General features: G+C 45.1%; 18 protein-coding genes. 8 read left to right on the top strand and 10 right to left on the bottom strand.

The window, feature by feature from the left end; translation table 11 throughout:
* Positions 1 to 60: 60 nt before the first annotated feature.
* On the top strand, positions 61 to 1662 hold the full coding sequence (gene ushA, locus PRUB_RS25620) for a bifunctional UDP-sugar hydrolase/5'-nucleotidase UshA (RefSeq protein ID WP_010381068.1): 1602 nt from the start codon (positions 61 to 63) through the stop codon (positions 1660 to 1662).
* 44 nt (positions 1663 to 1706) lie between these two features.
* On the opposite strand, the gene PRUB_RS25615 is transcribed toward ushA, so the two are convergent.
* Complete coding sequence (locus PRUB_RS25615) at positions 1707 to 2627, bottom strand: hypothetical protein (RefSeq protein WP_010381066.1); 921 nt, start codon at positions 2625 to 2627, stop codon at positions 1707 to 1709.
* The gene (locus PRUB_RS25610) at positions 2617 to 3513 is read right to left on the bottom strand and encodes a PhnD/SsuA/transferrin family substrate-binding protein (protein WP_010381062.1); all 897 of its coding nucleotides are present in this window, start codon (positions 3511 to 3513) and stop codon (positions 2617 to 2619) included. The genes PRUB_RS25615 and PRUB_RS25610 overlap by 11 nt, the downstream gene beginning before the upstream one ends.
* A 221-nt stretch (positions 3514 to 3734) precedes the next feature.
* Here PRUB_RS25610 and PRUB_RS25605 point away from each other — a divergent pair, with 221 nt between their 5' ends.
* Complete coding sequence (locus tag PRUB_RS25605; RefSeq protein WP_010381059.1) at positions 3735 to 4571, top strand: S1/P1 nuclease; 837 nt, start codon at positions 3735 to 3737, stop codon at positions 4569 to 4571.
* Positions 4572 to 4618: 47 nt separating this feature from the next.
* The gene (locus tag PRUB_RS25600; RefSeq protein ID WP_010381057.1) at positions 4619 to 7768 is read left to right on the top strand and encodes a TonB-dependent receptor; all 3150 of its coding nucleotides are present in this window, start codon (positions 4619 to 4621) and stop codon (positions 7766 to 7768) included.
* A gap of 236 nt (positions 7769 to 8004) precedes the next feature.
* Here PRUB_RS25600 and PRUB_RS25595 read toward each other — a convergent pair whose 3' ends face one another.
* Positions 8005 to 8436, bottom strand: a complete 432-nt coding sequence (locus PRUB_RS25595) for a MarR family winged helix-turn-helix transcriptional regulator (protein ID WP_010381055.1) — start codon at positions 8434 to 8436, stop codon at positions 8005 to 8007.
* 127 nt (positions 8437 to 8563) lie between these two features.
* On the opposite strand from PRUB_RS25595, the gene hmgA reads away from it, so the two are divergent.
* Entirely contained in the window at positions 8564 to 9859 is a 1296-nt protein-coding gene (hmgA, locus tag PRUB_RS25590) for a homogentisate 1,2-dioxygenase (RefSeq protein WP_010381053.1), read from the top strand.
* A 129-nt stretch (positions 9860 to 9988) separates the two neighbouring features.
* Positions 9989 to 10618, top strand: coding sequence for a maleylacetoacetate isomerase (gene maiA, locus PRUB_RS25585; protein WP_010381052.1), 630 nt, complete (start codon positions 9989 to 9991; stop codon positions 10616 to 10618).
* Positions 10619 to 10667: 49 nt separating this feature from the next.
* On the opposite strand, the gene PRUB_RS25580 is transcribed toward maiA, so the two are convergent.
* Complete coding sequence (locus PRUB_RS25580) at positions 10668 to 10898, bottom strand: TIGR02647 family protein (protein WP_010381049.1); 231 nt, start codon at positions 10896 to 10898, stop codon at positions 10668 to 10670.
* A 156-nt stretch (positions 10899 to 11054) separates the two neighbouring features.
* Between PRUB_RS25580 and PRUB_RS25575 the strand changes: the two genes are divergently transcribed.
* On the top strand, positions 11055 to 11339 hold the full coding sequence (locus PRUB_RS25575) for a DUF1496 domain-containing protein (protein ID WP_010381046.1): 285 nt from the start codon (positions 11055 to 11057) through the stop codon (positions 11337 to 11339).
* Between the two features lie 27 nt (positions 11340 to 11366).
* The gene (locus PRUB_RS25570; protein ID WP_010381045.1) at positions 11367 to 11615 is read left to right on the top strand and encodes a VF530 family protein; all 249 of its coding nucleotides are present in this window, start codon (positions 11367 to 11369) and stop codon (positions 11613 to 11615) included.
* On the opposite strand, the gene PRUB_RS25565 is transcribed toward PRUB_RS25570, so the two are convergent.
* From PRUB_RS25565 to PRUB_RS25555, 3 genes are all read right to left on the bottom strand, one after another.
* Positions 11612 to 12310, bottom strand: a complete 699-nt coding sequence (locus PRUB_RS25565; protein WP_010381042.1) for a type 2 periplasmic-binding domain-containing protein — start codon at positions 12308 to 12310, stop codon at positions 11612 to 11614. The two genes, PRUB_RS25570 and PRUB_RS25565, sit on opposite strands and share 4 nt — an antisense overlap.
* Positions 12311 to 12466: 156 nt before the next feature.
* Positions 12467 to 13579 (bottom strand): arginase family protein, encoded by a 1113-nt coding sequence (locus PRUB_RS25560; RefSeq protein ID WP_010381040.1) that lies wholly within the window; start codon positions 13577 to 13579, stop codon positions 12467 to 12469.
* Between the two features lie 282 nt (positions 13580 to 13861).
* The gene (locus tag PRUB_RS25555; RefSeq protein ID WP_010381039.1) at positions 13862 to 14641 is read right to left on the bottom strand and encodes a DUF2189 domain-containing protein; all 780 of its coding nucleotides are present in this window, start codon (positions 14639 to 14641) and stop codon (positions 13862 to 13864) included.
* Positions 14642 to 14959: 318 nt separating this feature from the next.
* On the opposite strand from PRUB_RS25555, the gene udp reads away from it, so the two are divergent.
* Positions 14960 to 15730 carry a uridine phosphorylase gene (gene udp, locus PRUB_RS25550; protein ID WP_010381037.1) on the top strand — a complete coding sequence of 257 codons (771 nt, stop codon included), beginning with the start codon at positions 14960 to 14962 and terminating at the stop codon, positions 15728 to 15730.
* Here udp and cdd read toward each other — a convergent pair.
* The 3 genes from cdd to ppc form a co-directional block, all read right to left on the bottom strand.
* Positions 15727 to 16596, bottom strand: coding sequence for a cytidine deaminase (gene cdd / locus PRUB_RS25545; protein WP_010381035.1), 870 nt, complete (start codon positions 16594 to 16596; stop codon positions 15727 to 15729). The genes udp and cdd overlap by 4 nt on opposite strands.
* A gap of 81 nt (positions 16597 to 16677) precedes the next feature.
* Entirely contained in the window at positions 16678 to 17046 is a 369-nt protein-coding gene (locus tag PRUB_RS25540) for a hypothetical protein (protein WP_010381034.1), read from the bottom strand.
* Between the two features lie 182 nt (positions 17047 to 17228).
* Entirely contained in the window at positions 17229 to 19862 is a 2634-nt protein-coding gene (ppc, locus tag PRUB_RS25535; RefSeq protein ID WP_010381032.1) for a phosphoenolpyruvate carboxylase, read from the bottom strand.
* Between the last annotated feature and the right edge of the window lie 446 nt (positions 19863 to 20308).

Genomic DNA, 20308 nt, shown 5'->3' with positions numbered 1-20308 from the left:
TTTACTTAGAGCTTTTAGTTTAAACTAGAGCGCATAGTTCGTCCCCACTGAAGTAAATTTATGCGCTTTATCATTCCGTCGCTGCTGGCACTATCGCTGACAGCGTGTTATTCGACACAACAGTCAACTAATCAATCTACTGACAATACAATCCGCTACCTCACTGTGCTACATACCAATGACCACCATGGTCGTTTTTGGCACAATGAAGATGGTGAGTATGGTATGGCAGCCAGGAAAACCCTGCTTGACCAGCTCAGAATCCAAGCCCATGCGCAAGGTCACAGTGTTGTATTACTATCCGGCGGAGATATTAATACAGGCGTGCCTGAGTCAGATTTACAACATGCCGAACCTGACTTCAAAGGCATGAGCCTGCTAGGCTATGATGCTATGGCCATTGGTAACCACGAATTTGACAATCCGCTGGATGTGCTTGAAAAACAAATTGCCTGGTCTAATTTCCCGCTTCTATCCGCCAATATTTTACACAAGCACAATGGCGAGCACGCCTATCAGCCTTATACTGTTATTGAGAAGCAAGGGCTTAAGATCGCAATTATTGGATTAACGACCGTTGATACGGTAAAAATTGCGAATCCAGAGTTTGTTGGGGACTTAGATTTTGTAGATCCTGCGCCTATCACGGCCCAGCTATCTCAGCAGATCAAATCACAATACAACCCTGACGTAACCATTGCAGTAACCCACATGGGCCATTACCACGACGCTTCTTTTGGAATTAACGCACCAGGTGACGTGACACTTGCCCGCAATGTGCCAGAAGGCACGCTCGATATGATCATCGGTGGTCATTCACAAGAACCCGTTTGTATCGACGAAAATGGTGCTGAGGACAATAATTTCGTACCAGGAAAGGCATGTAAACCAGACCAGCAAAATGGTATTTGGATAATGCAAGCTCATGAATGGGGTAAATACGTCGGTAAAGCGGTATTCAAAATTTCAGACGGCAAAAAAACACTGCAAAGTTATGAACTATTACCAGTTAACCTTAAAAACGACCAGGGAAATTGGGCAACAAATTACATCGAACATGATCCTGAATTGAAAGCGTTCCTTGCACCATTCCAAAAAGCAGGTGAAAGTAAAATTTCAGGCGCTGTCGGTGAAGTTGATGAATTTCTGGATGGACGCAGAAACACAGTTCGCTTTAAACAAAGTCCACTGGGTGATTTAGTTATCAAAGCGCAAATGGCGGCTGTCGGAGCGGATTTTGGTTTTATCAGTGGTGGCGGGATACGTGCCAGTATTAAAGCCGGAGAAATCAGTTATAAAGATATTCTCACAGTACACCCATTCAGAAACCGAATTACTTATATCGATTGGCGTGGCGAGCAGCTGCTCGACTACTTATCTGTCGTTAGCCGCTTTCCACCAGATTCAGGTGCCTATTTGCAATATCACGGTATCGAATTCGATTTGCTCAATGGTGAACTGGCGAACGTAACAATCCAGGGTAAGCGCGTTGAACCAGACAAGACCTATCGTATGAGTATCAATAGCTATAATGCTGCAGGAGGTGATGGCTACCCAGTCCTAACCGACAAGCCAGGGTTCACAGCGACAGATAGCACCGATGCTCAGGTCCTGAAAGACTATATAGAACGTCATAGTCCTATCAAGCGCTCGTCTCTATAATCATCGAACAGCGTTGGGGTATGCCAAATACTTACCCCGACCTTCTACTTTCCTATCACTTCAACGTCATTCACACCTAATGCTTTTAGCCCATAACTATGTAATTTAGAACGTGAACCTTCTCCATGTGCTTTAGGAGGATATAGCTTTAATCTTAGATCGGGTTGATGTGTCAATAACTCATCCAGTGCAGCTCGTATTTCACTGAGGGTTTTTTCCAGACTGTTCGAAAAGTTAGGACGTTTCCTGATGGTGTGTCCTAACGCCACTAAGCGATGAAAATACTTATCAGCAATATCCAACAACTCATCTGGCAGCTCTTTATTCTGATTCAATGACACTTTTGGGTTATGTAAACAAAACTCCAGTAAAGCAAGATAAAAACATAATGGCTTATTAGCCAGCTGAACCTGACACGCTTTGTCTCCGCTAAGACATAAGGTCTTTGAGTATAAATCCACAACCAGGTGCTGAGGTTGAGGTTTAGCCGCCACCGTTGTCGCAGTTTGCCGCTTGGCTTGCTCTCTTTTATTAGAAACAGATTTATAAAAGGCAAGATTTAACAGTGCGATTAAGATTGGAATAATGTACAGCCAATAGTTATGGCCGGTATTAGCCTGATAACCCACCGCCGTATCACCATCAGCACCTGACAGTAGCAACTGGCCTTCTTTCAACTCTCCATCACTGCTGGCGATACTCACTATCCGGATCCGACTGGTCTTCTTTTGTAAATTGTCGTTGAGCGCATCAATGTAAGCCTGCACCCGGGTCGCGTCACCAGCATAATTCAGATGCGGGACCGCAATGGGAAGCCTGTTCTTATCCAGCGCCACTCTTAACTTGATACTGTCTAAATCCTGCTCGATAGCGTGTCGAATTGCTTGTTCATGTGCAAAAACAAAAATCACCGTAAAAATGACACTATATATAGCAAAAGCAAGCATGCCTGTTTTACGACTCATTTTTTTCTCCAATAAAATAAACAGGTAACTCATTGCATTGCCAATACAAATCTAATTCGTCAAAGTAACTTGAGCCATTGTTTTTAGCAACTTCCTGCAATAAATTCTGTAACGCACAAGCCAGATCCGTGTTGTCGACATCCATTTTCATATACCAACGGCTACCGCTGATATTCTCTCCAATCGGTGTAATGTAATTAGCAGAAAAGCGGCTTTCGTCGCTTTCCTGCCAGTAGGTGGCGATAATGTCCAGCTCGCCAGATGACAGCTTTTCTCTCAGTACCTGATGAGAGCTGACGTACTGAATATCCAGAACACGCATATCCAGCTCAAGTCGTTTAAACATCTGTTTAGGAATAATGTGGCCGGAGCGGCTAGTAGGGTAATCGAGCAAGCCGATTTTTTTATCTAAAAAGTAAGCTTTGTCTAATCTGGGCTTTTCCCGATTTGAGATAAAAAAAGCTGTGTAGGTGGGATAACCTACGACTGGCATATAATTGTAAGTTGATTGTGCCTTCAGCGCCGCCATAACATTGTCTTTTGACAATGTCAGATCAGCAAGCCCCTTCGCGATATAGTCAATTTGCTCAGCCAGCTCACCACTATAACGCACTTCGACGTGGCCATACTGTTTGGCTACAACCTCATCCTGACACAAGGCAGGCGCCAGCCTGCGGGCCAATGGCTCAACGGGTACATGCACCCTGAACACGGCTTGGTTACTGCTGGAGCGTGTCTTACATGAGACGCTACTTTCAACCAGCTTTGGTAACTCACCAATGGGTCTGGCCGTGAGGTTACTGGCAAGTAACCAACAGCACCAGACTGACAGAAACAAAACTGTAACAATAGTTGTTTTATTGCTTAGAGAGTGATTATATTTCAAAACATCATATTTCTTTTATTGCGCGCCCCTATATTAGATCAATTTTTATTACTCATTGCAATAGGTAATCTTACTAAAAAGATATAAATAGTTGTTTTTACTGCTTTATTAACAAGAAATTATGAATCTCATTGAGTCCTTTTCTTTTTCTGAAAAATCCGGACAATTGGCCGCATTCCAAATGAGTAAACAATACCCATTTTAGGTAATGAGAGATTTTGATGTTACGAGCTTCTATTAAGGGTTTAGCGTTGTCAGCGCTACTTATAAGCACCAGTGCCTGGTCTTGGGGCATGAATGGTCACAGAGTAGTGGGCGAATTAGCCCAACAACACCTCACCCCGACGACAGAAAAAGCGGTAAAAGCCCTGTTATCTGAAGATTCTTTGGCCGAGGTGTCTACCTGGGCAGACGAAATGCGTGCCAACCCAGATACGTTTTGGAAAAAACAATCTGGCAAATGGCATTACATTAATATTAAAGATCCCAGCAAGATGGCTCAACACAATAAAGCGATTGAGCACAAACATCAGGTGAAGCATATTCTCGATGGGATCAACTACGCCGTAACCACACTCAAAAATATAAAAGCCTCTAAAGAAGACAAGCAGTTTGCCTTAAAGTTCCTGGTGCACCTGGTAGGCGATGCTCATCAACCTTTTCATGCCGGTCGCAGCGAAGATCGCGGTGGTAACTTAATTAAAGTGACCTTTTTTAAAGAAGAAACTAATCTACACTCCGTATTCGATACTAAACTCATTGAGCATCAGTCTCTGTCATATCGCGAGCTCAGCGATTTTATTATCACGCGCGACAAGAAGAAAATTGCTCAGATGTTAGACAGTCGCCCAGCTGACTGGCTTTTGGAGTCAAATCAAATAGCTGAAAAGATTTATGACAGCAATGAAACTGACATCAGCTGGGGGTATATTTACAGGTACACCCCCGTTGTAAAGTCTCGGCTTCTTCACGGTGGGATTAGACTGGCAGGATTGCTAAACCAAATTTTTGACAAAAATTCAAGGCCACTCGAAACTGCATTGAAAGCAGTTAAGTGAACTTGACGATTATTATTTAATAAACCTATAACACGGGAAACAACATAATGAAAACGCAACTACGCAAAACGGCCCTATCGCTTGCAGTCATTGCAGGTATTGGCGCTAGTGGTGCTGCATTCGCTAACGAAACCTCTTCATCTGTTAAAGGTCAGATCGTTGGCCCTAACGGCAACCCTGCCGTAGGCACAACTGTCACGATCATGCACTTACCAACTGGCTCTACAAAAGTCACAAGTGTTAACGATGCAGGTTACTTCAGTGCCAAAGGTCTGCGCGTTGGTGGTCCTTACCAAATTATCGTTGATTCAAACAAATATGAAGATCAGCTGCTTGAGAATGTTTACCTTTCTCTGGGCTCTGACTACCCAGTAAACGTTCAACTTCAGCCAGAATCGAGCATGGAGCAAATCGTTGTTACAGGTCGTCCAATCAGCCAAATGGCCGGTGGTACAGGCCCTGCTGCAACGTTTACGCTAGAAGATCTACAAGAAGCACCAGCTATCAACCGTGACCTGAAAGACATTGTTCGTGCAGACCCACGTGTATACGTTGATGAAACACGCGGCGCGATTCAGTGTGGTGGTGGTAACCCACGTTTCAATGCTTTGACTCTGGACGGCGTTCGCATGAACGACAACTTCGGTCTTAACGCAAATGGTTACCCAACAATTCGCGCACCATTCTCGTTTGACTCAATCGAGCAGGTTGCTGTTGAACTTGCACCTTTCGACGTTCAGTACGGCGGTTTCACCTCTTGTAACATCAATGCTGTAACTAAGACTGGTTCAAATGAAATCCACGGCGGCGTATTCTACGACTACACCAGTGATTCAATGAAAGGTGATAAGTCTAAAGACAAAGAGTACGATAATGGCGATTACGATGAGAAACGTTACGGTTTCAACGTTGGTATGCCAATCCTGAAAGATAAGCTTTTCCTTTTCACATCTTATGAAAAGCTTGAAGGTGTTCAACAGTTTAGCTACGACCCACTTAATTCGACTGTTAGCCAAGCTGACTTGAACCGTATTATCGACATCACCAAAAATGTCTATAACTACGACCCTGGTACTATGGTACCAAGCATGCCAGTTGAAGATGAAAAGCTGCTAGTAAAGCTTGACTGGAACATCAATGATTCTCACCGTGCAAACATTGTTTACAACTACAATGACGGCTTTGCACTTTCTCAGTCTGACTCTGGTAGCCGTGAGCTGTCTCTGAGCAACCACTTCTATGAGCGTGGCGCAGAATTTACCTCAATCGTAACTTCAATCTACTCAGACTGGAATGACGAATTCTCAACTGAAATCCGTGTTGGTAAAGCAGACCTTGACGCGCGTCAACAATCTCTAGATGCAGCAAGTGGCTTTGGTGAGTTCCAGGTTACTGCCGCTGACGGTGGTAAAGTTTACATTGGTCCGGATGACTCTCGTCAGGCGAATGACCTTGACTGGGATAACTTCACTGTAAAACTGGCAGGTACATACTACCTTGACCAACACACAATTACTGCGGGTTATGAGTATGAAGATCTGAACGTATTCAACCTGTTCATGCAGCACGTTCAGGGTGAGTTCCGTTTCGACTCTATCGAAAACTTCGAAAAGGGCTTGGCGCAGCAGGTTTACTATAACAACGCAGCGACAACAAACGATCCTAACGATGTAGCAGCTAACTTCTCATACCAGCAGCACACCTTCTACATTCAGGACGAGTATAGCTTCTCTGATATCGATGCAACATTGACTTATGGTCTTCGTTACGACAGATACACCAGTGACGACACACCAACTCCAAATGCACATTACGAAAGCATTTATGGCTTCTCTAACACCACTAACATGGATGGGGTTGACCTGTTACAACCGCGTGTAGGTTTCAACTGGTATGTTGATGATGCTCTAGAGGTACGTGGTGGTATCGGTCTGTACTCAGGTGGTAACCCGAATGTATGGTTGTCGAACTCATATTCTAGTGATGGTGCTACACAAGTATTTACCAGCCACAGAAAGAATGATGACAGAGGCATAGGTTATTACGATTTATTTGCCAACGAAATGACTAATTTCGACGGCGGTACACCTGGTTTTGACGTACCTAAAGAGCTATTCGACAAAGTTGCTGCAACTAAAGTTGAAGACGGCAAAGGTTCTGTAGACGCAACAGCTCCTAACTTCAAAATTCCTTCTGAATGGAAAATTTCTCTAGGTGCAACGTATACCACAGAAAACGAGTATGTTATCAGTGCTGACTGGTTGTACACTGAGAAGAAAGACTCAGCAATCGTCCGTCATATCGGTTACAAGCTATCAGGTGAAACGACCTTTGATGGCCGTCCAATCATGGTTGAGCGTGATCCTAACAACCCTCGCGGACGTGACTACTTATTGACTAACGTTTCAGGTCCAGATGGTGAGTCACAAGTCATGTCATTGTCTGTTGCAAAACGCTACGAAAACGGTATTAACTTCACCCTGTCGTATGCTTACACAGACGCTAAAGACATTACGCCAATGACCAGCTCAACGGCGTCGTCTAACTATGGTAACATCGCGCTTACTAACCCTTGGAGCCCAGAGCTGGCAACTTCTGATTATGAAGTACCGCACCGCTTTACTTTGCAGTTAGGCTACAAGCATGAGTTCTTCGATGGTTATGCGACTAAGTTCAACTTATTCGGCCAAATCAGTGAAGGACAACCGTACAGCTTCACATTCAATGAAAGTGATGGCATCTGGGGCGATAGCAACTCATCTGACGGTCGACAGCTGCTGTACGTTCCACTGGAAAACGATCCTAACGTAAGCTACGACATGACAGCTGAAGAGCTGAAAGAGTTCAACGACTTCATCGCTGCTGAAGGCCTGGAGCGCGGCACTATTCTTAGCCGTAACTCACAGAACGCTAAGTGGATGACTAAGGTTGACTTCAAAGTGACTCAGGAACTACCTGGTTTCATGGAAGGCCACAAAGGTGAAGTATTCTTCGTCATTGATAACCTGACAAACCTACTTAACGACGACTGGGGCACCATGTACAAAGGTGGCTTCGTAGGTAACCGTGTTGTTGATGCTAAGATGGTAGACGGCAAGTACGTTTACTCTAACTTCAACGGTGGCGCTATCTCACCTACAATCCAAAAAGATGCATCTCTTTGGGAAATGCGTGTAGGCGTTAAGTACACTTTCTAATATCTAAAACACGTAATTAGATAATCTCAAAGGTCAACTTCGGTTGACCTTTTTTCGTTTTAACTCTGTAATTATCAAATCGCTTGCGCTTAAGATATTTAAACAAAGCCAGAGTGATACAACAATTAGCAAAGCCATATCACATGTGAGGCCTGAAAAAGCGCTCTGTAACTCATTTATTGGAGAGTTCTGCCTCTTCAATTCATTGATGCTGAATGTAAATTGATACCTCAGGTTTAACGGGTGAGAAAGTGCCCTTCCAGCTTTTGCATCATTATTAATAGTGCCTGCTTTTCTTCGGGATTTAGTTCACTCAACAGTTTGCTTTCCCACGCCAGTGCTTCCGGCGTCAAAGTTTCGTACAACGCAACCCCTTGCGGGGTCAAATGCATTTCTGTCGCACGTTTATCTGTCTCGCTTTGCTGCGCCACCAACATACTCTGTTGCTGTAGCTGTTTAATAGCGCGCGACACCGTTGATTTGTCCATGCTTGCCAGATCGCATAGCTGCTTAGCTGTCGCACCCGGATGCTGAGCCAAATGAACCAGTACCCGCCACTGAGGCACAGTCAAACCAGCTTGCTCATACACTTCAGAAAAGGCTTCACTCATGGCATTCGCCAGTCGAACCATGCGATAAGGAAGAAATTCATTAATATCAAATGCCACTATCAAGCTCCTGGTACACCGGCCCAATTCCTGTACATAAAAATTTACACATCAATATTGGCCAAAGATTGAAAATACTCTCACATGAGAGTATCTTTACAAAAAACATCAACGGAGTCTATGCAAAATGAGTGCAGAATTCGAGTACATGAGTGGTTTTGGTAATGAATTTGAGACTGAAGCCTTGCCTGGTGCCCTGCCAGTCGGTCAGTTTTCACCACAAAAAGTAAAATATGATTTATACGCTGAGCAGTACAACACCACTGCTTTCACAGCACCACGCGCTGAAAATCGCAGAAACTGGTTTTACCGAATTCGCCCGTCAGTCGTACAAGGGGATTACCAGGCTATGGACAATGGCCTGTTGCGTACAGCGCCGATCACAGAAGTCCCGACACCGCCAACTATGTTGCGTTGGAACCCGGTTGAAGTTCCGGCTGAAAAAACAGACTTTGTCGATGGCTTAGTGACTATGGCAGCTAACGGCAGTGCGAATGGCCAGGCTGGTATAGGTATTCATGTCTACGTTGCGAACGCTTCTATGGAAGGTCGTTATTTTTACAACGCAGACGGCGAGCTGCTGTTTGTACCTCAGCTTGGAGAGCTGGTGCTGCACACTGAGTGTGGCAAGCTGGCAATTAAGCCAGGCGAAATTGCCGTAATCCCACGCGGTATTAAGTTCCGCGTTGAGCTACTGAGCGAACAAGTTCGTGGTTACATTTGCGAAAACTATGGTAACCCTTATATTTTACCTGAGCGTGGGCCAGTAGGCGCAAATGGCTATACAAACGAACGTGACTTCCTATATCCGGTTGCCTCTTTCGAAGACTTAGAAGGTGATTTCGAGCTCGTCGCTAAGTTCAATGGTAACCTGTTCCGCTGTGATATCGGACATTCTCCGTTAGATGTTGTTGCCTGGACTGGTAACAGTGCACCTTACAAATATGATCTGGCCCGTTTCAACGTGATGAACACCGTCAGTTTCGACCATCCGGATCCGTCAATTTTTACAGTACTGACTTCACCTTCTGGTACACCTGGTGTAGCAAACGTCGACTTTGTTATCTTCCCGCCACGCTGGATGGTTGCAGAAGATACGTTCCGCCCACCTTACTACCACCGCAATATCATGAGTGAGTTTATGGGTCTGATTGAAGGTGTTTATGATGCAAAAGAGCATGGTTTTGTACCTGGAGGCATGAGCTTGCATAACTGTATGTCGCCGCATGGTCCTGAGGCTGATGTTTTCGAAAAAGCGTCGAATGCAGAACTTGAGCCACAACGTTATGAAAATACACTGGCGTTCATGTTTGAATCGCGTTACGTCATTTCTCCGACCAAGTACGCACTGGAAGGTAAAGAGCGCCAGCCAAATTACCTTGATTGCTGGAAAGGCATCAAAAAGTACTACAAAGGTGCATAAAATAATTGGTAAATAACATATGACAGATTAAGCGGGCTCAATGCCCGCTTTTCATCGTATTTTATTCGACCTCAATACTGAGCAGGCTATTTTATAGCAGAGCCAACGTCGTGAACAAAAGGACCAAACATGAAACTGTATACTTATTTTCGCTCTTCTGCCGCATATCGTGTGCGAATTGCACTCAACCTAAAAGAACTAGATCATGAATTAATACCGGTTAACCTGCTAAAATCAGAACAACAAGGTACCGACTATCTGAGTAAAAACAATCAGGGACTACTGCCTGCGCTGGAAACAGATCAGGGCGTGCTGGCTCAATCATTGGCTATTCTGGAATGGCTGGAAGAAGCTTATGAAGCTGCTCCATTACTGCCTGCTGATAGCTGGGAAAAAGCACAAGTGCGCAACTTCTGTTACGCTATTGCTTGCGATATTCATCCGATCGACAACCTCAGAGTACTAAAATACCTGAGCAACGAGCTATCTGTATCAGATGAGCAAAAAAACACCTGGTATCGTCATTGGGTAATTGAAGGATTCAAGAAGTTAGAGGTAATGCTTGGTGACAGCCTGTTTTGTTTCGGTGATAAGCCAACGCTTGCTGATGTTTGCCTGGTACCTCAGGTTTATAATGCTTTGCGCTTCAAAGTCGATATGAACGATTTCCCTAAAATTGCACGTATCTACGAACACTGTAATACACTGCCTGCGTTTAATGATGCGGCACCGGAACACCAAGCCGACGCACCTAAGTAAAAACGGCTTCAGGAGCGTTAAGAATACGCTCCTGATACCGCTGGTCCAACTATTTAAGTGCACTGTGCACTTGGTCTAAGTGCACCAACAAATCGTGCCCGAGATCTGTTAGATAACCCCCGTCAGGCTGATCAATCACCCCTTTGGCATATAACCGCTCAGCTGCCGATAGAATATCCTGATCTGCATTTTTGTGTATTTTTATCCCCTGATGCAAGCTACTACGTGGAAATTTCACCAGTAGTTCCAGCTCAGCCATTAGTTTTTCATCAAATGCCATATTCCCTCCTGAGACCATAAAATAGGCCCGACTTCTGCATGTATTACAACAACTGACAACCCCAAAAAAAAAGGGTGTCAGCACATTACCAATAGCTAAGGTGTATAGTACATTAGCTTTACCCCCTTAAATTTAGCTCGAACTTGGAGTTATGCCATGAAAAATAAGCTAATTTGCTTTTTATTTACAATTTTATTGATTCCACTCAAAGGTGTAGCCTACGGCAACGAGACGAATCTCTACCTCGAGCAATTACAGGCGGTGTGCTGGTATCAGGATCTTCGTTATACGGAGGGCGCAGTAATCAAACAAGCCGAAATGTTGTATGTCTGTACTCATCGCTATAAAAACCAGCCGCAAAGCCCGCTGATATGGCTTAAGCTGGACGACAAGGGCGAACCAATCAGAGTAGAAATGAAAGGTAAAATCAGGGTACACTAGTCTCTTTAATTAAGCGAACAAAGCAGTATGAGTGGATCACAACCCAATAACCCTTTGCATGGGGTCAAACTTCAGGACATCGTAGAACGCTTGGTTGAGCAACTCGGTTGGCAAGCCATGGCAGAGGCAGTGGATATCAATTGTTTCAAAAAGGACCCTTCAGTGAAGTCCAGTCTCAAATTTCTGCGTAAAACGCCATGGGCAAGAGACAAGGTGGAGGCGCTGTATTTGGACACCTTCCATGGCTTCAGTTGGCCAGAGATTAAAAAGCCTTAGTATAAACGCTTGTATGCTGCCTGAATCCGGCTGATTATCCGTGTCGGCACTTTCTTATTACACGCGAAATAAAGCTGAGTGTTCATGTTATCTATTGTCATAACCGGTTCGAGTTCACTACTCATAGGTTCACTCTTGCTCTTATGCTCAAATTGCGCATCACTCAAAATGACCAGGTCAACAATATTCCGGCGCGTCGCAAGAAGCTGAAATACACGATCGAAAGATTGGATCAATAGCAATTGTTGGCCTTCAACAAACCCCTGACTTTTAAGATACTGGTGGCTAAAGTTGTCACGTATCACCGCAATTTTATACTGTCTGGCTTGATCGAGAGAGTCGATACTGATGTTTGCGGTCTTTAAGGCATAAAATGAGGTCGTAAAGGCACCAATGGGAAACACCCAGTTAAATAAGGCATTACGTTGCTCACTTTTGGCAATAGAAAAAATGCAGGTATTAGGATCGCGCTTAGCACTGTTGTAGGAACTACTCCAGTTATCAACAGAGATACGATAGTCTATTTGCGCCTCATTGAGCACAGCAATCACTTTCTCAGCAGCATGACCCGTCAGCTCACCCTCTCCGTTCACATACTGAAAATGTGCGAAGTTCTCAGTTACCAGAGTCAGTGTATAAGCAGATACGCTCGCATTACCTAAAGCCAGCCACAAAAAAACAAACCAGCGTACCAAGCATCGCTCCTTATGATCGATTCAGAATGCAATTTTTAATATAGGAAAATATTCGGATACTGTGAATATAAAAGTAGGTAAATTTTTGATGAGATAGCATAAATGCGCATGATATGCGGCCACAAAGAGGGCCTGGCGCCCTCTTTGTGCGTGTAATTAGCCTTTGTTGATGGCGTCAATCAGAAAAGCTGATAACTTAGCGCCTTCACGGAGCGTCGTTTCTGAGCTGGACAACCCAGCCAGCGAGCTATCCGTAAATGGGGCAATCTCCATCATATCAGCACCTGTGATAGGAAACTCTTTGCTCAGAGCCGTCAGTATTGTCATTGCCTCATCCGGCGTCATACCTCCTGATTCTGGTGTGCCCGTTGCCGCAGCAAACTGCTCATCCAACGCATCAATATCAAAACTCACGTACAGCTCGTCAACCTTGTCTTCCTTCAGCTGCTCAATCACTTGCGCCACAATGGCCTCAGCGCCTTGCTCACGGATCTCATTGGCCCAGTGCTGCTTAACACCGAATGTTGACTCCCAATGCTGTTTGCTCTTGCCACTTGAGCGGATCCCAAACTGGATCAAATGGTGCGGCGCTGGCAAAAACTCCAGAATGTGTGTACACCATGAGCCAAAGCACAGATCAATACCCAATCGCTCTACCAGCAGATCAGTGTGTGCATCAAAGTGAATAATCGCAGTGCGTTTACCCTGATCACGTTTCGCCTTAAGGTAGGCTTTGGTCAACGGATAGCTAATTGAGTGGTCGCCGCCGATACCAAAAATGCCTTTGTCAGGATAATTTGCGTAAAAGCCATCACAAACATCCTCTGTAATAGACAAAGGAGATACATGGTAATCGCTATTTTCGTCCTGGTAGAGCGCCTTTTGGCAGTTGCTGATTGTCCCTTCGTTCAGATATTTATCATGCAATAGGTGAGGGATAACACGCACATCACCCAGATCAAACGCACTCACTTGTGGCTGCTGAGTAAGCAATGTTGAGCGAAGGAATAACGGACCCCAGTTCGCGCCTCTCAGGATCCCACCACCACAGTCAGAGCTGATCCCCAAAATAGCGGCTTTGTGCTCACTTTCACCCAGTGCATTTAATGACGCTTTCCACAGAGGCTCAATGTTTTCAGTCTGCCCGTAGAGTTTTTCGCGTAACGCCGCTTTTCTTTCTTTTGCCGTGTTAACGGTAAACACGCCATCTCCCGGCGGACACAGACAGTTTTCTATTTTCTGATGAAATTTTGCTTTGCTATCACTCATTGAGACCTCCTCAGTCAACTGCATAAACATGCCACGCCGTTACTCACGGATTTATTGCCAGGTTCACTGAATAGACAGGGAAAATTCCCTAAAAATATCAAACACCTTTCACAACAAAAACATCAAAGCCATAGCTTTCAATGAGTTACGAATATAAAGTGGACTTTAAAACGCTAAAATATACTGTGCTGGTGTCGGTATAACATGGCTGGGAGATAAGTCAACCGCTCTGGCACCACCGAAGTTTGCCAAAGCGGTTGAATATGCAGGCTAAGTGTTTGCTTATTCGTATTTTCTGGGTTTTTTGGTTTTTATCGTTGCAATGTAACCATGCCAACTTGCATAGGCGAGTAACGGCATTATCACGATAAACCCGGCCGTGCCCGTTAAGAAGCCTACGATAACCAAAACACCAATCGTCGCGCCCCATACAATCATCGCCGCAGCATTGGATCTCACTGCGTGGATTGACGAAACCACGGCAGTCATAATGTCGACCCGACGCTCCATCATTATCTGTGGCGTGAACGCAGAAATGGCGAACACAGTCACAACCAATATACCCCCTACCAAGGTTCCTAACCCAAGGAATGCCGATAATTGCTCAAAGTTGGGGTTTGGCACATTGGGGTAGAGCGCATGAATGAGCGCAGCCAGGCGCATCCAGACAATCATTATCACCATAAGTAAAATAGCGAATCCCCATTCTCCTGCAGGATTTCTGAACATAGATTTGAGGCTATGACCGAGCGTTGGCTTGTGGCCTTTTTCCAGCTCCCAGGCTACATCATAAAGGCCAGCGGCAAATGCGGGGCCAATCAATGCAAATGCAACGGCGGCGGGTAAGATCACAAGGTGTGAATCAACTTCAAATGCCAGCCACATAATCGCAGCAGGTATTGTTGTGAAAACCAGTCCATATATAAGACTGAGTAAAGGTGCTCTGGCAATGTCTTTGAACGCCAATGCGAGCCAGTGAAAAGCCACTAAGGGGCTTAACTTGTTGCTTTCAAAACAGCGGGCAAACTCGGTGTGCTTGTCTATCGATTGTGTTGTAGGCATTGTAGGTATTCCCCATTTGCTTCTCCTTATTAAGGTTTAGAAGACAGTCGACAATGTTGCAAGCAATTGGTTAATTTGAATGATACCTTAGGTTACAAACGGCGCTGTTTCGCGCTAGTATCTTTGTATGATATTAGTGAGCAACCTATTGTTTAAGATGCCAATACACCTCAAATTAGCAATTTATCCAGAGCATTTATAGGATTTAAAGTAAAAAACACATTTGTCATGCTCAAAGATCAATATAAGGACATTCGTCCTGTACTTAAATGCAGGTAAAATTGACCATTGGGCTTTAGAACTATACAAGGTTTATATATGGAAAAGGTATTTCACCTGGGTCTTTCAAAAGCAGATCTCAACGGTGCAACACTGGCTATCGTACCTGGCGACCCTAAACGTTCAGAGCGTATTGCTTCGCAACTCGACAACCCCAAATGTCTGGCTCAAACCCGAGAATTTCATGTGTATCTTGGCGATATCAAAGGCCAATCCATCGTGATTTGCTCAACTGGTATTGGTGGACCTTCGACTTCGATTGCTATTGAAGAGCTGGCTCAACTGGGTGTAAATACCTTCCTTCGTATTGGTACCACTGGCGCTATCCAGCCACATATTAACGAAGGTGATATTCTGGTCAGCACAGCCTCTGTACGCCTTGATGGTGCCAGCCAGCACTTCGCACCTCTTGCCTACCCGGCTGTTTCTGACTTCCACTGTACCGCCGCCATGGTCGAGGCATGTGAACACATGGGTGTCACCTATCACACGGGCATTACCGCTTCGAGCGATACTTTCTATCCGGGCCAGGAACGATATGATACCTACTCAGGATATGTACCTAAAGCATTTCAGGGCTCGTGCGAAGAATGGCAAAAGCTCAATGTTATGAACTATGAAATGGAATCAGCTACCCTGTTTACCATGTGTGCTGCGCTGGGACTAAAAGCAGCCTGTGTTGCAGGCGTACTGGTTAACCGTACCCGTCAGGAAATCCCGAACGTGGATCATCAGATGGTTGAAAAAAATGCGGTCTCTGTCGTCATCAAAGCCGCTGAACTGGTACTGGACAAAGCAAAGCAGGCTTAAGCCTGCTTTGATTCTATCAGATAATAATGTAGCTTTAGCGTTTCGTTAAAGCTGCTTATTACCGCTTCTGTCACCGCGCGCTGATTTTCTCTTCCTTTTGTTTCCACCAAAGTTGCCCGTTCCAGCTTAGCCTCGGCTAGGATTTCACCACTCATAGCCAACTGGCTCAGTGCACTTTGCATCGGTGATAAACTTGGACTGTATGCAGCATTTTCAACATAACGACCATAAAAACGCTTGCCGTTTTCCATCACTAACTCAGCCGCTGCTATATTGTTGGTGTACGGTGCATAAACTTGGCTAAGGTGACTGACCAGCGTATCAGACAGCTCATCCACCTTATTGATAGCAATCGGCGCACTGTCAAATAGTGATTCCTGGTTACCTAAATCTGTGGGCCCAAAGTCTCCCGGCAGTAGTTGCGATAGCGTCGTCTCTCCCGTTGGCAAGGTGATTTTCAACTGTTTTGCATTACTTAATTCATTCATAAACTGGCGACAGTAGCCACATGGGGCAGCGGTGATATCCAGACTGGTGATTTCCTTAGCACCATTTAGCCACGCGTTGTTAATAGCAGCTTGCTCGGCATGCACCACCAAAGACAGCGCCCGGTGCGAAAACTCCAGGTTAGCACCCAGGAAATAATGATCGCTGTGTTTATCGTATGCTACTGCACCGACCAGAAAAGAAGAGATGGGGGCCTGAGCAAAGCTTGCTGCATAGGGCAACAACGCCTGTCCTAGCTGAGCTTTATTACAACCCAATAAGCCCTGAATGTAAGTTTGAAGTTCGGAATTTAACACGCCGTTGGCGGTTTTACACGCTTCCAGAACGGAAGGAATTAGCTTGTTGTCAGTATCTGCCATATATCGTTATTATTCGCACAGGCTCGCGCCTGTACAGCGCTGTTTTGCGCTTGTTTCATGGCAGACCAGTTTACGCCTGAATCAGCTTTTACTCAACCATTCCTTAGCACTTTTAAAGCACTCGAAATTCTCCGCGTTGATGCCAAATCGCTGTACCTTTTGTAAAAATAGATCATGCATAAACCCTTCAATACCAACCACTCGTGCAATCTGCATGTTTTTAACCTGATGTGCGACTTTTGGCATGATATTAACCACATCTATTGCTGCAAATCGGTGCTCCAACTCAGAAACATCTACCAACAACTTACTACTCTGGTGTTTTGAAGCATAATTGTTCGCTGCCCTGTAGGCATTAACAACATCATCTACCCCCGCTTTACCTCTGAGGGTCATCATGATCAGGGTTGTGGTTTCATCATATGTGATACTGGTTGAAAGCGTTGACATTTCAGCCTCTGACTATTGCCTTAATTAGTGATAAGCGCGTTTACAAGGTAGCAGGGGATTCTAGTTAATTAAGAATTGATGTCAACAAAACAACCATAAAAAACTAGATAAAATAAAAAAACCAGCCCTATAGGATTGGTTTTTGTTATGAGGGAATAAAACTGCTATTGCAGCAAATGAAATTAACCCGTATTTCTTAGTCCAGCCGCAATACCCATCATAGTGATCATCAATGCGCTGTCTAAGTCCTGATTATCTTTGTCCCGAGTCCGTTTAAGTAATTCAACCTGAAGTACATTAAGTGGGTCGGTATACGGATTTCGTAATTCGATTGATTCACGGATCCAAGGCTGTGCTGATAGTAGCGAGCCTTTTGGCGCATACTTTTCGATAAAGAGCGTAGCCTCTGTGAGTTCTTTTCGCAAAGATTCGCCAAGTGGTTGCAACTGCGCAGGCACCAGACGTGCGTCGTAATATTCGCTCAGCCAGAGATCTGTTTTACAAAATACCATTTCAAGCATTTCAAGACGTGTTCTGAAAAATGGCCACTGCTCACTCATCTCGCCCAGCAGCGTCTCACCATGCGCCTTCACAACACTTTGTATACCTGCCAAAGCACCAAGCCAGGCTGGTAACATTAAGCGATTCTGACTCCAGGCAAAGATCCAGGGAATGGCACGAAGACTTTCTATCCCACCCTGAGGTTTGCGTTTAGCCGGACGAGAACCCAAAGGTAGCTTCGCCAACTCAATTTCAGGCGTCGCGGCTCTAAAATAAGACACAAAGTCCGCATTACCGCGAACAAAATCCCGATACTGATTACAAGAGTGCTCACTTAGCAGTGCCATGGCATCGCGCCAGTCAGATTTAGGTTGTGGCGGCGGGTAAAGGTTATTTTCGATAATGGCACTGGCGTACAGAGACAAGCTTTGAATGGCGACCGGTGTCAGACCAAATTTGAAGCGGATCATCTCTCCTTGCTCTGTCACACGTAAACCATGACTCAATGACCCGGGAGGCTGAGAACGCAATGCCTGTGCAGCAGGTGCCCCACCCCGACCTATAGTGCCACCACGACCATGGAAAAGGTGCATTTCAACCTGATATTGCTCACCTACTTCAATGAGCTGCTCCATCGCAAGGTACTGTGCCCAGCCAGCTGCCATCATGCCTGCATCTTTGGCAGAATCGGAATACCCAATCATGACATACTGCTGCTGACCCACGTGTCCTTTATACCAGCTGGAGTCGAATAACTGCTGCATCACCTTCTGCGCATTATTCAGATCATCCAGTGTTTCAAATAATGGCGCTACAGGTAACTTAAACTGACAACCACTTTCCTGAAGTAACAGCTCAACAGCCAATACATCTGATGCCTCCCTGGCCATTGAGATAATATAGATCCCCAGAGCAGCTTTATCCTGATTTGCTATAACAGCAAAAGTATCAAGGACTTCTTGAACTTCCTCACTGGGTTGCCAGTGCTTAGGCAATAATGGGCGCCGCGACGATAATTCAGACAGCAAAAATGCCTGCTTGTCCTGCTCTGACCATTGGCCGTAATCACCTACTCCCAAATAGCGCGTGACTTCTGACAGCACATCACAATGTCTGCCTGAATCCTGACGAATATCCAGTTTACATAGCTGTACGCCGAAACACCTTAGCCTGTGCATAACATCCAGCAACATCCCATTTGCCACCACCTCCATTCCGCACTCGGTCAGTGAACGATAACAGGCATTTAACGGTGTCATCAGTTGTTCTGTGCAGCGGATCTTATCCTGATAAGAGCTGGGTTTATGTTTGATCTTGTGCTCCAGAGACAATATCGTCTCATTAATATCAGCCTTGAGCTGTTTAAGCAGCGCACGATAGGGCTCCGGATGATCCCCCGTCAGGTCTTTTAATTCCTTATTCGCCGGTGCCATTGATAGCTCGGAGCTCAACACATCTAAATCACGATAATACAAATCCAGCGCCATCCAGCGCCCATGATCGAGCACGCTCTGAGTTACTTGCGCAGTCACATTAGGATTACCGTCTCTGTCTCCTCCCATCCAGGAAGCCAGACTAATCGGTGCATAGTCCTCCGGGAGTGTAATACCAAGTTGACCTTCAGCAAGCTGGGTGAGCGTGCGGGTAAATTTTGGCACCGCATCCCACAGACTGTTTTCAATGACCGCAAAGCCCCACTTAGCTTCTTCAAGAGGAGTTGGACGCTTGTTTCTAATTTCATTAGTATGCCATGCCTGGCAGATCAGCTGCTCTATCCGCGCGATGACCTCATTTCGACACAAGCTGCTATCCTGACATGCAGCCAGTTCAGACAAACAATCGCTCAGCTCAACATGCTTACTGATCAAAGTGCGACGAGTTACTTCCGTTGGGTGTGCCGTTAGTACCAGTTCAACAGATAAATTTTTAATTACCTCAGAAACTTGATGCTGATCTGTCTCACCCTGATTTACTTTTCTCGTGATCTCAGACAAAGTGGTTTGCAGCGTCTCAAATGGACCTTGTGGGCACCCTGAGTCAGAAATAGTGTGTTGCTGCTCAGCAACGTTTGCCAGGTTAAGGAAATGGCTAAATGCCCGACATACTGGCAGTAGCTCTTCGTCAGGCAAGGACTGCAAGGTTTCAATTAACGTTTCTCTCGCCTGGGCATCACCACCGCGCGATGATTTAGCCAGGTGCCGGATCAACTCAACCTTTTCGAGTACCTCCGCGCCCTGGGAATGGGCGATTGTGGTGCCTAGCAGCTCGCCAAGCAGGCTCACGTTTCTTTTCAATTCTGTGTATTGCTGTTGCATAACATGCTCCCTGAACAATTTTCACTCATTCCAATATACTGACTATACAGAGAAAAAGAAAAGATACTTTGATGACAGGCACAGGCAAAAAGTTATAAAAGCCACGAATGCAATTAATTATCATTTAATGTTTGACATATAAACATTCACAAGTGATAATCATTCTCAATGAAGACCTGAACACCTCGTTGCTCGATTCTCCGTTTCCGGCTTCATTAACGTTGATATGCCAACAACTTTTCACAGGGGGAGTTGGCAAACGTACTCATTTACTTGCTACATTGCTCATATCAGTGACGGTTGATATGTATCAGAAAAGCCCGAAAGGGCTTTTTTTATTCTGCTTCAATCGCTTATACTATTCACTTGGCATTACTAATAGCTAAAACCGGCTCAACCCCAGACTGCTATACTCTGCACTTAGGTCTGGTGACTTACAACATCGG

Source organism: Pseudoalteromonas rubra (assembly GCF_000238295.3).
Lineage (GTDB): Bacteria > Pseudomonadota > Gammaproteobacteria > Enterobacterales > Alteromonadaceae > Pseudoalteromonas > Pseudoalteromonas rubra.
The sequence above is the reverse complement of the archived record's forward strand: the minus strand, read 5'-3'. Positions and strand labels throughout refer to the sequence as shown.

What these genes read in the sequence shown, in the direction of transcription:
- cdd (WP_010381035.1), bottom strand. Translation starts at nt 16,596, where the DNA reads ATGGCAGATACTGACAACAAGCTAATTCCTTCCGTTCTGGAAGCGTGT.
- PRUB_RS25560 (WP_010381040.1), bottom strand. Translation starts at nt 13,579, where the DNA reads ATGAGTGATAGCAAAGCAAAATTTCATCAGAAAATAGAAAACTGTCTG.
- PRUB_RS25605 (WP_010381059.1), top strand. Translation starts at nt 3,735, where the DNA reads ATGTTACGAGCTTCTATTAAGGGTTTAGCGTTGTCAGCGCTACTTATA.
- PRUB_RS25555 (WP_010381039.1), bottom strand. Translation starts at nt 14,641, where the DNA reads ATGCCTACAACACAATCGATAGACAAGCACACCGAGTTTGCCCGCTGT.
- PRUB_RS25570 (WP_010381045.1), top strand. Translation starts at nt 11,367, where the DNA reads ATGAGTGGATCACAACCCAATAACCCTTTGCATGGGGTCAAACTTCAG.
- udp (WP_010381037.1), top strand. Translation starts at nt 14,960, where the DNA reads ATGGAAAAGGTATTTCACCTGGGTCTTTCAAAAGCAGATCTCAACGGT.
- PRUB_RS25575 (WP_010381046.1), top strand. Translation starts at nt 11,055, where the DNA reads ATGAAAAATAAGCTAATTTGCTTTTTATTTACAATTTTATTGATTCCA.
- hmgA (WP_010381053.1), top strand. Translation starts at nt 8,564, where the DNA reads ATGAGTGCAGAATTCGAGTACATGAGTGGTTTTGGTAATGAATTTGAG.
- ppc (WP_010381032.1), bottom strand. Translation starts at nt 19,862, where the DNA reads ATGCAACAGCAATACACAGAATTGAAAAGAAACGTGAGCCTGCTTGGC.
- maiA (WP_010381052.1), top strand. Translation starts at nt 9,989, where the DNA reads ATGAAACTGTATACTTATTTTCGCTCTTCTGCCGCATATCGTGTGCGA.
- PRUB_RS25540 (WP_010381034.1), bottom strand. Translation starts at nt 17,046, where the DNA reads ATGTCAACGCTTTCAACCAGTATCACATATGATGAAACCACAACCCTG.
- PRUB_RS25580 (WP_010381049.1), bottom strand. Translation starts at nt 10,898, where the DNA reads ATGGCATTTGATGAAAAACTAATGGCTGAGCTGGAACTACTGGTGAAA.
- PRUB_RS25615 (WP_010381066.1), bottom strand. Translation starts at nt 2,627, where the DNA reads ATGAGTCGTAAAACAGGCATGCTTGCTTTTGCTATATATAGTGTCATT.
- ushA (WP_010381068.1), top strand. Translation starts at nt 61, where the DNA reads ATGCGCTTTATCATTCCGTCGCTGCTGGCACTATCGCTGACAGCGTGT.
- PRUB_RS25600 (WP_010381057.1), top strand. Translation starts at nt 4,619, where the DNA reads ATGAAAACGCAACTACGCAAAACGGCCCTATCGCTTGCAGTCATTGCA.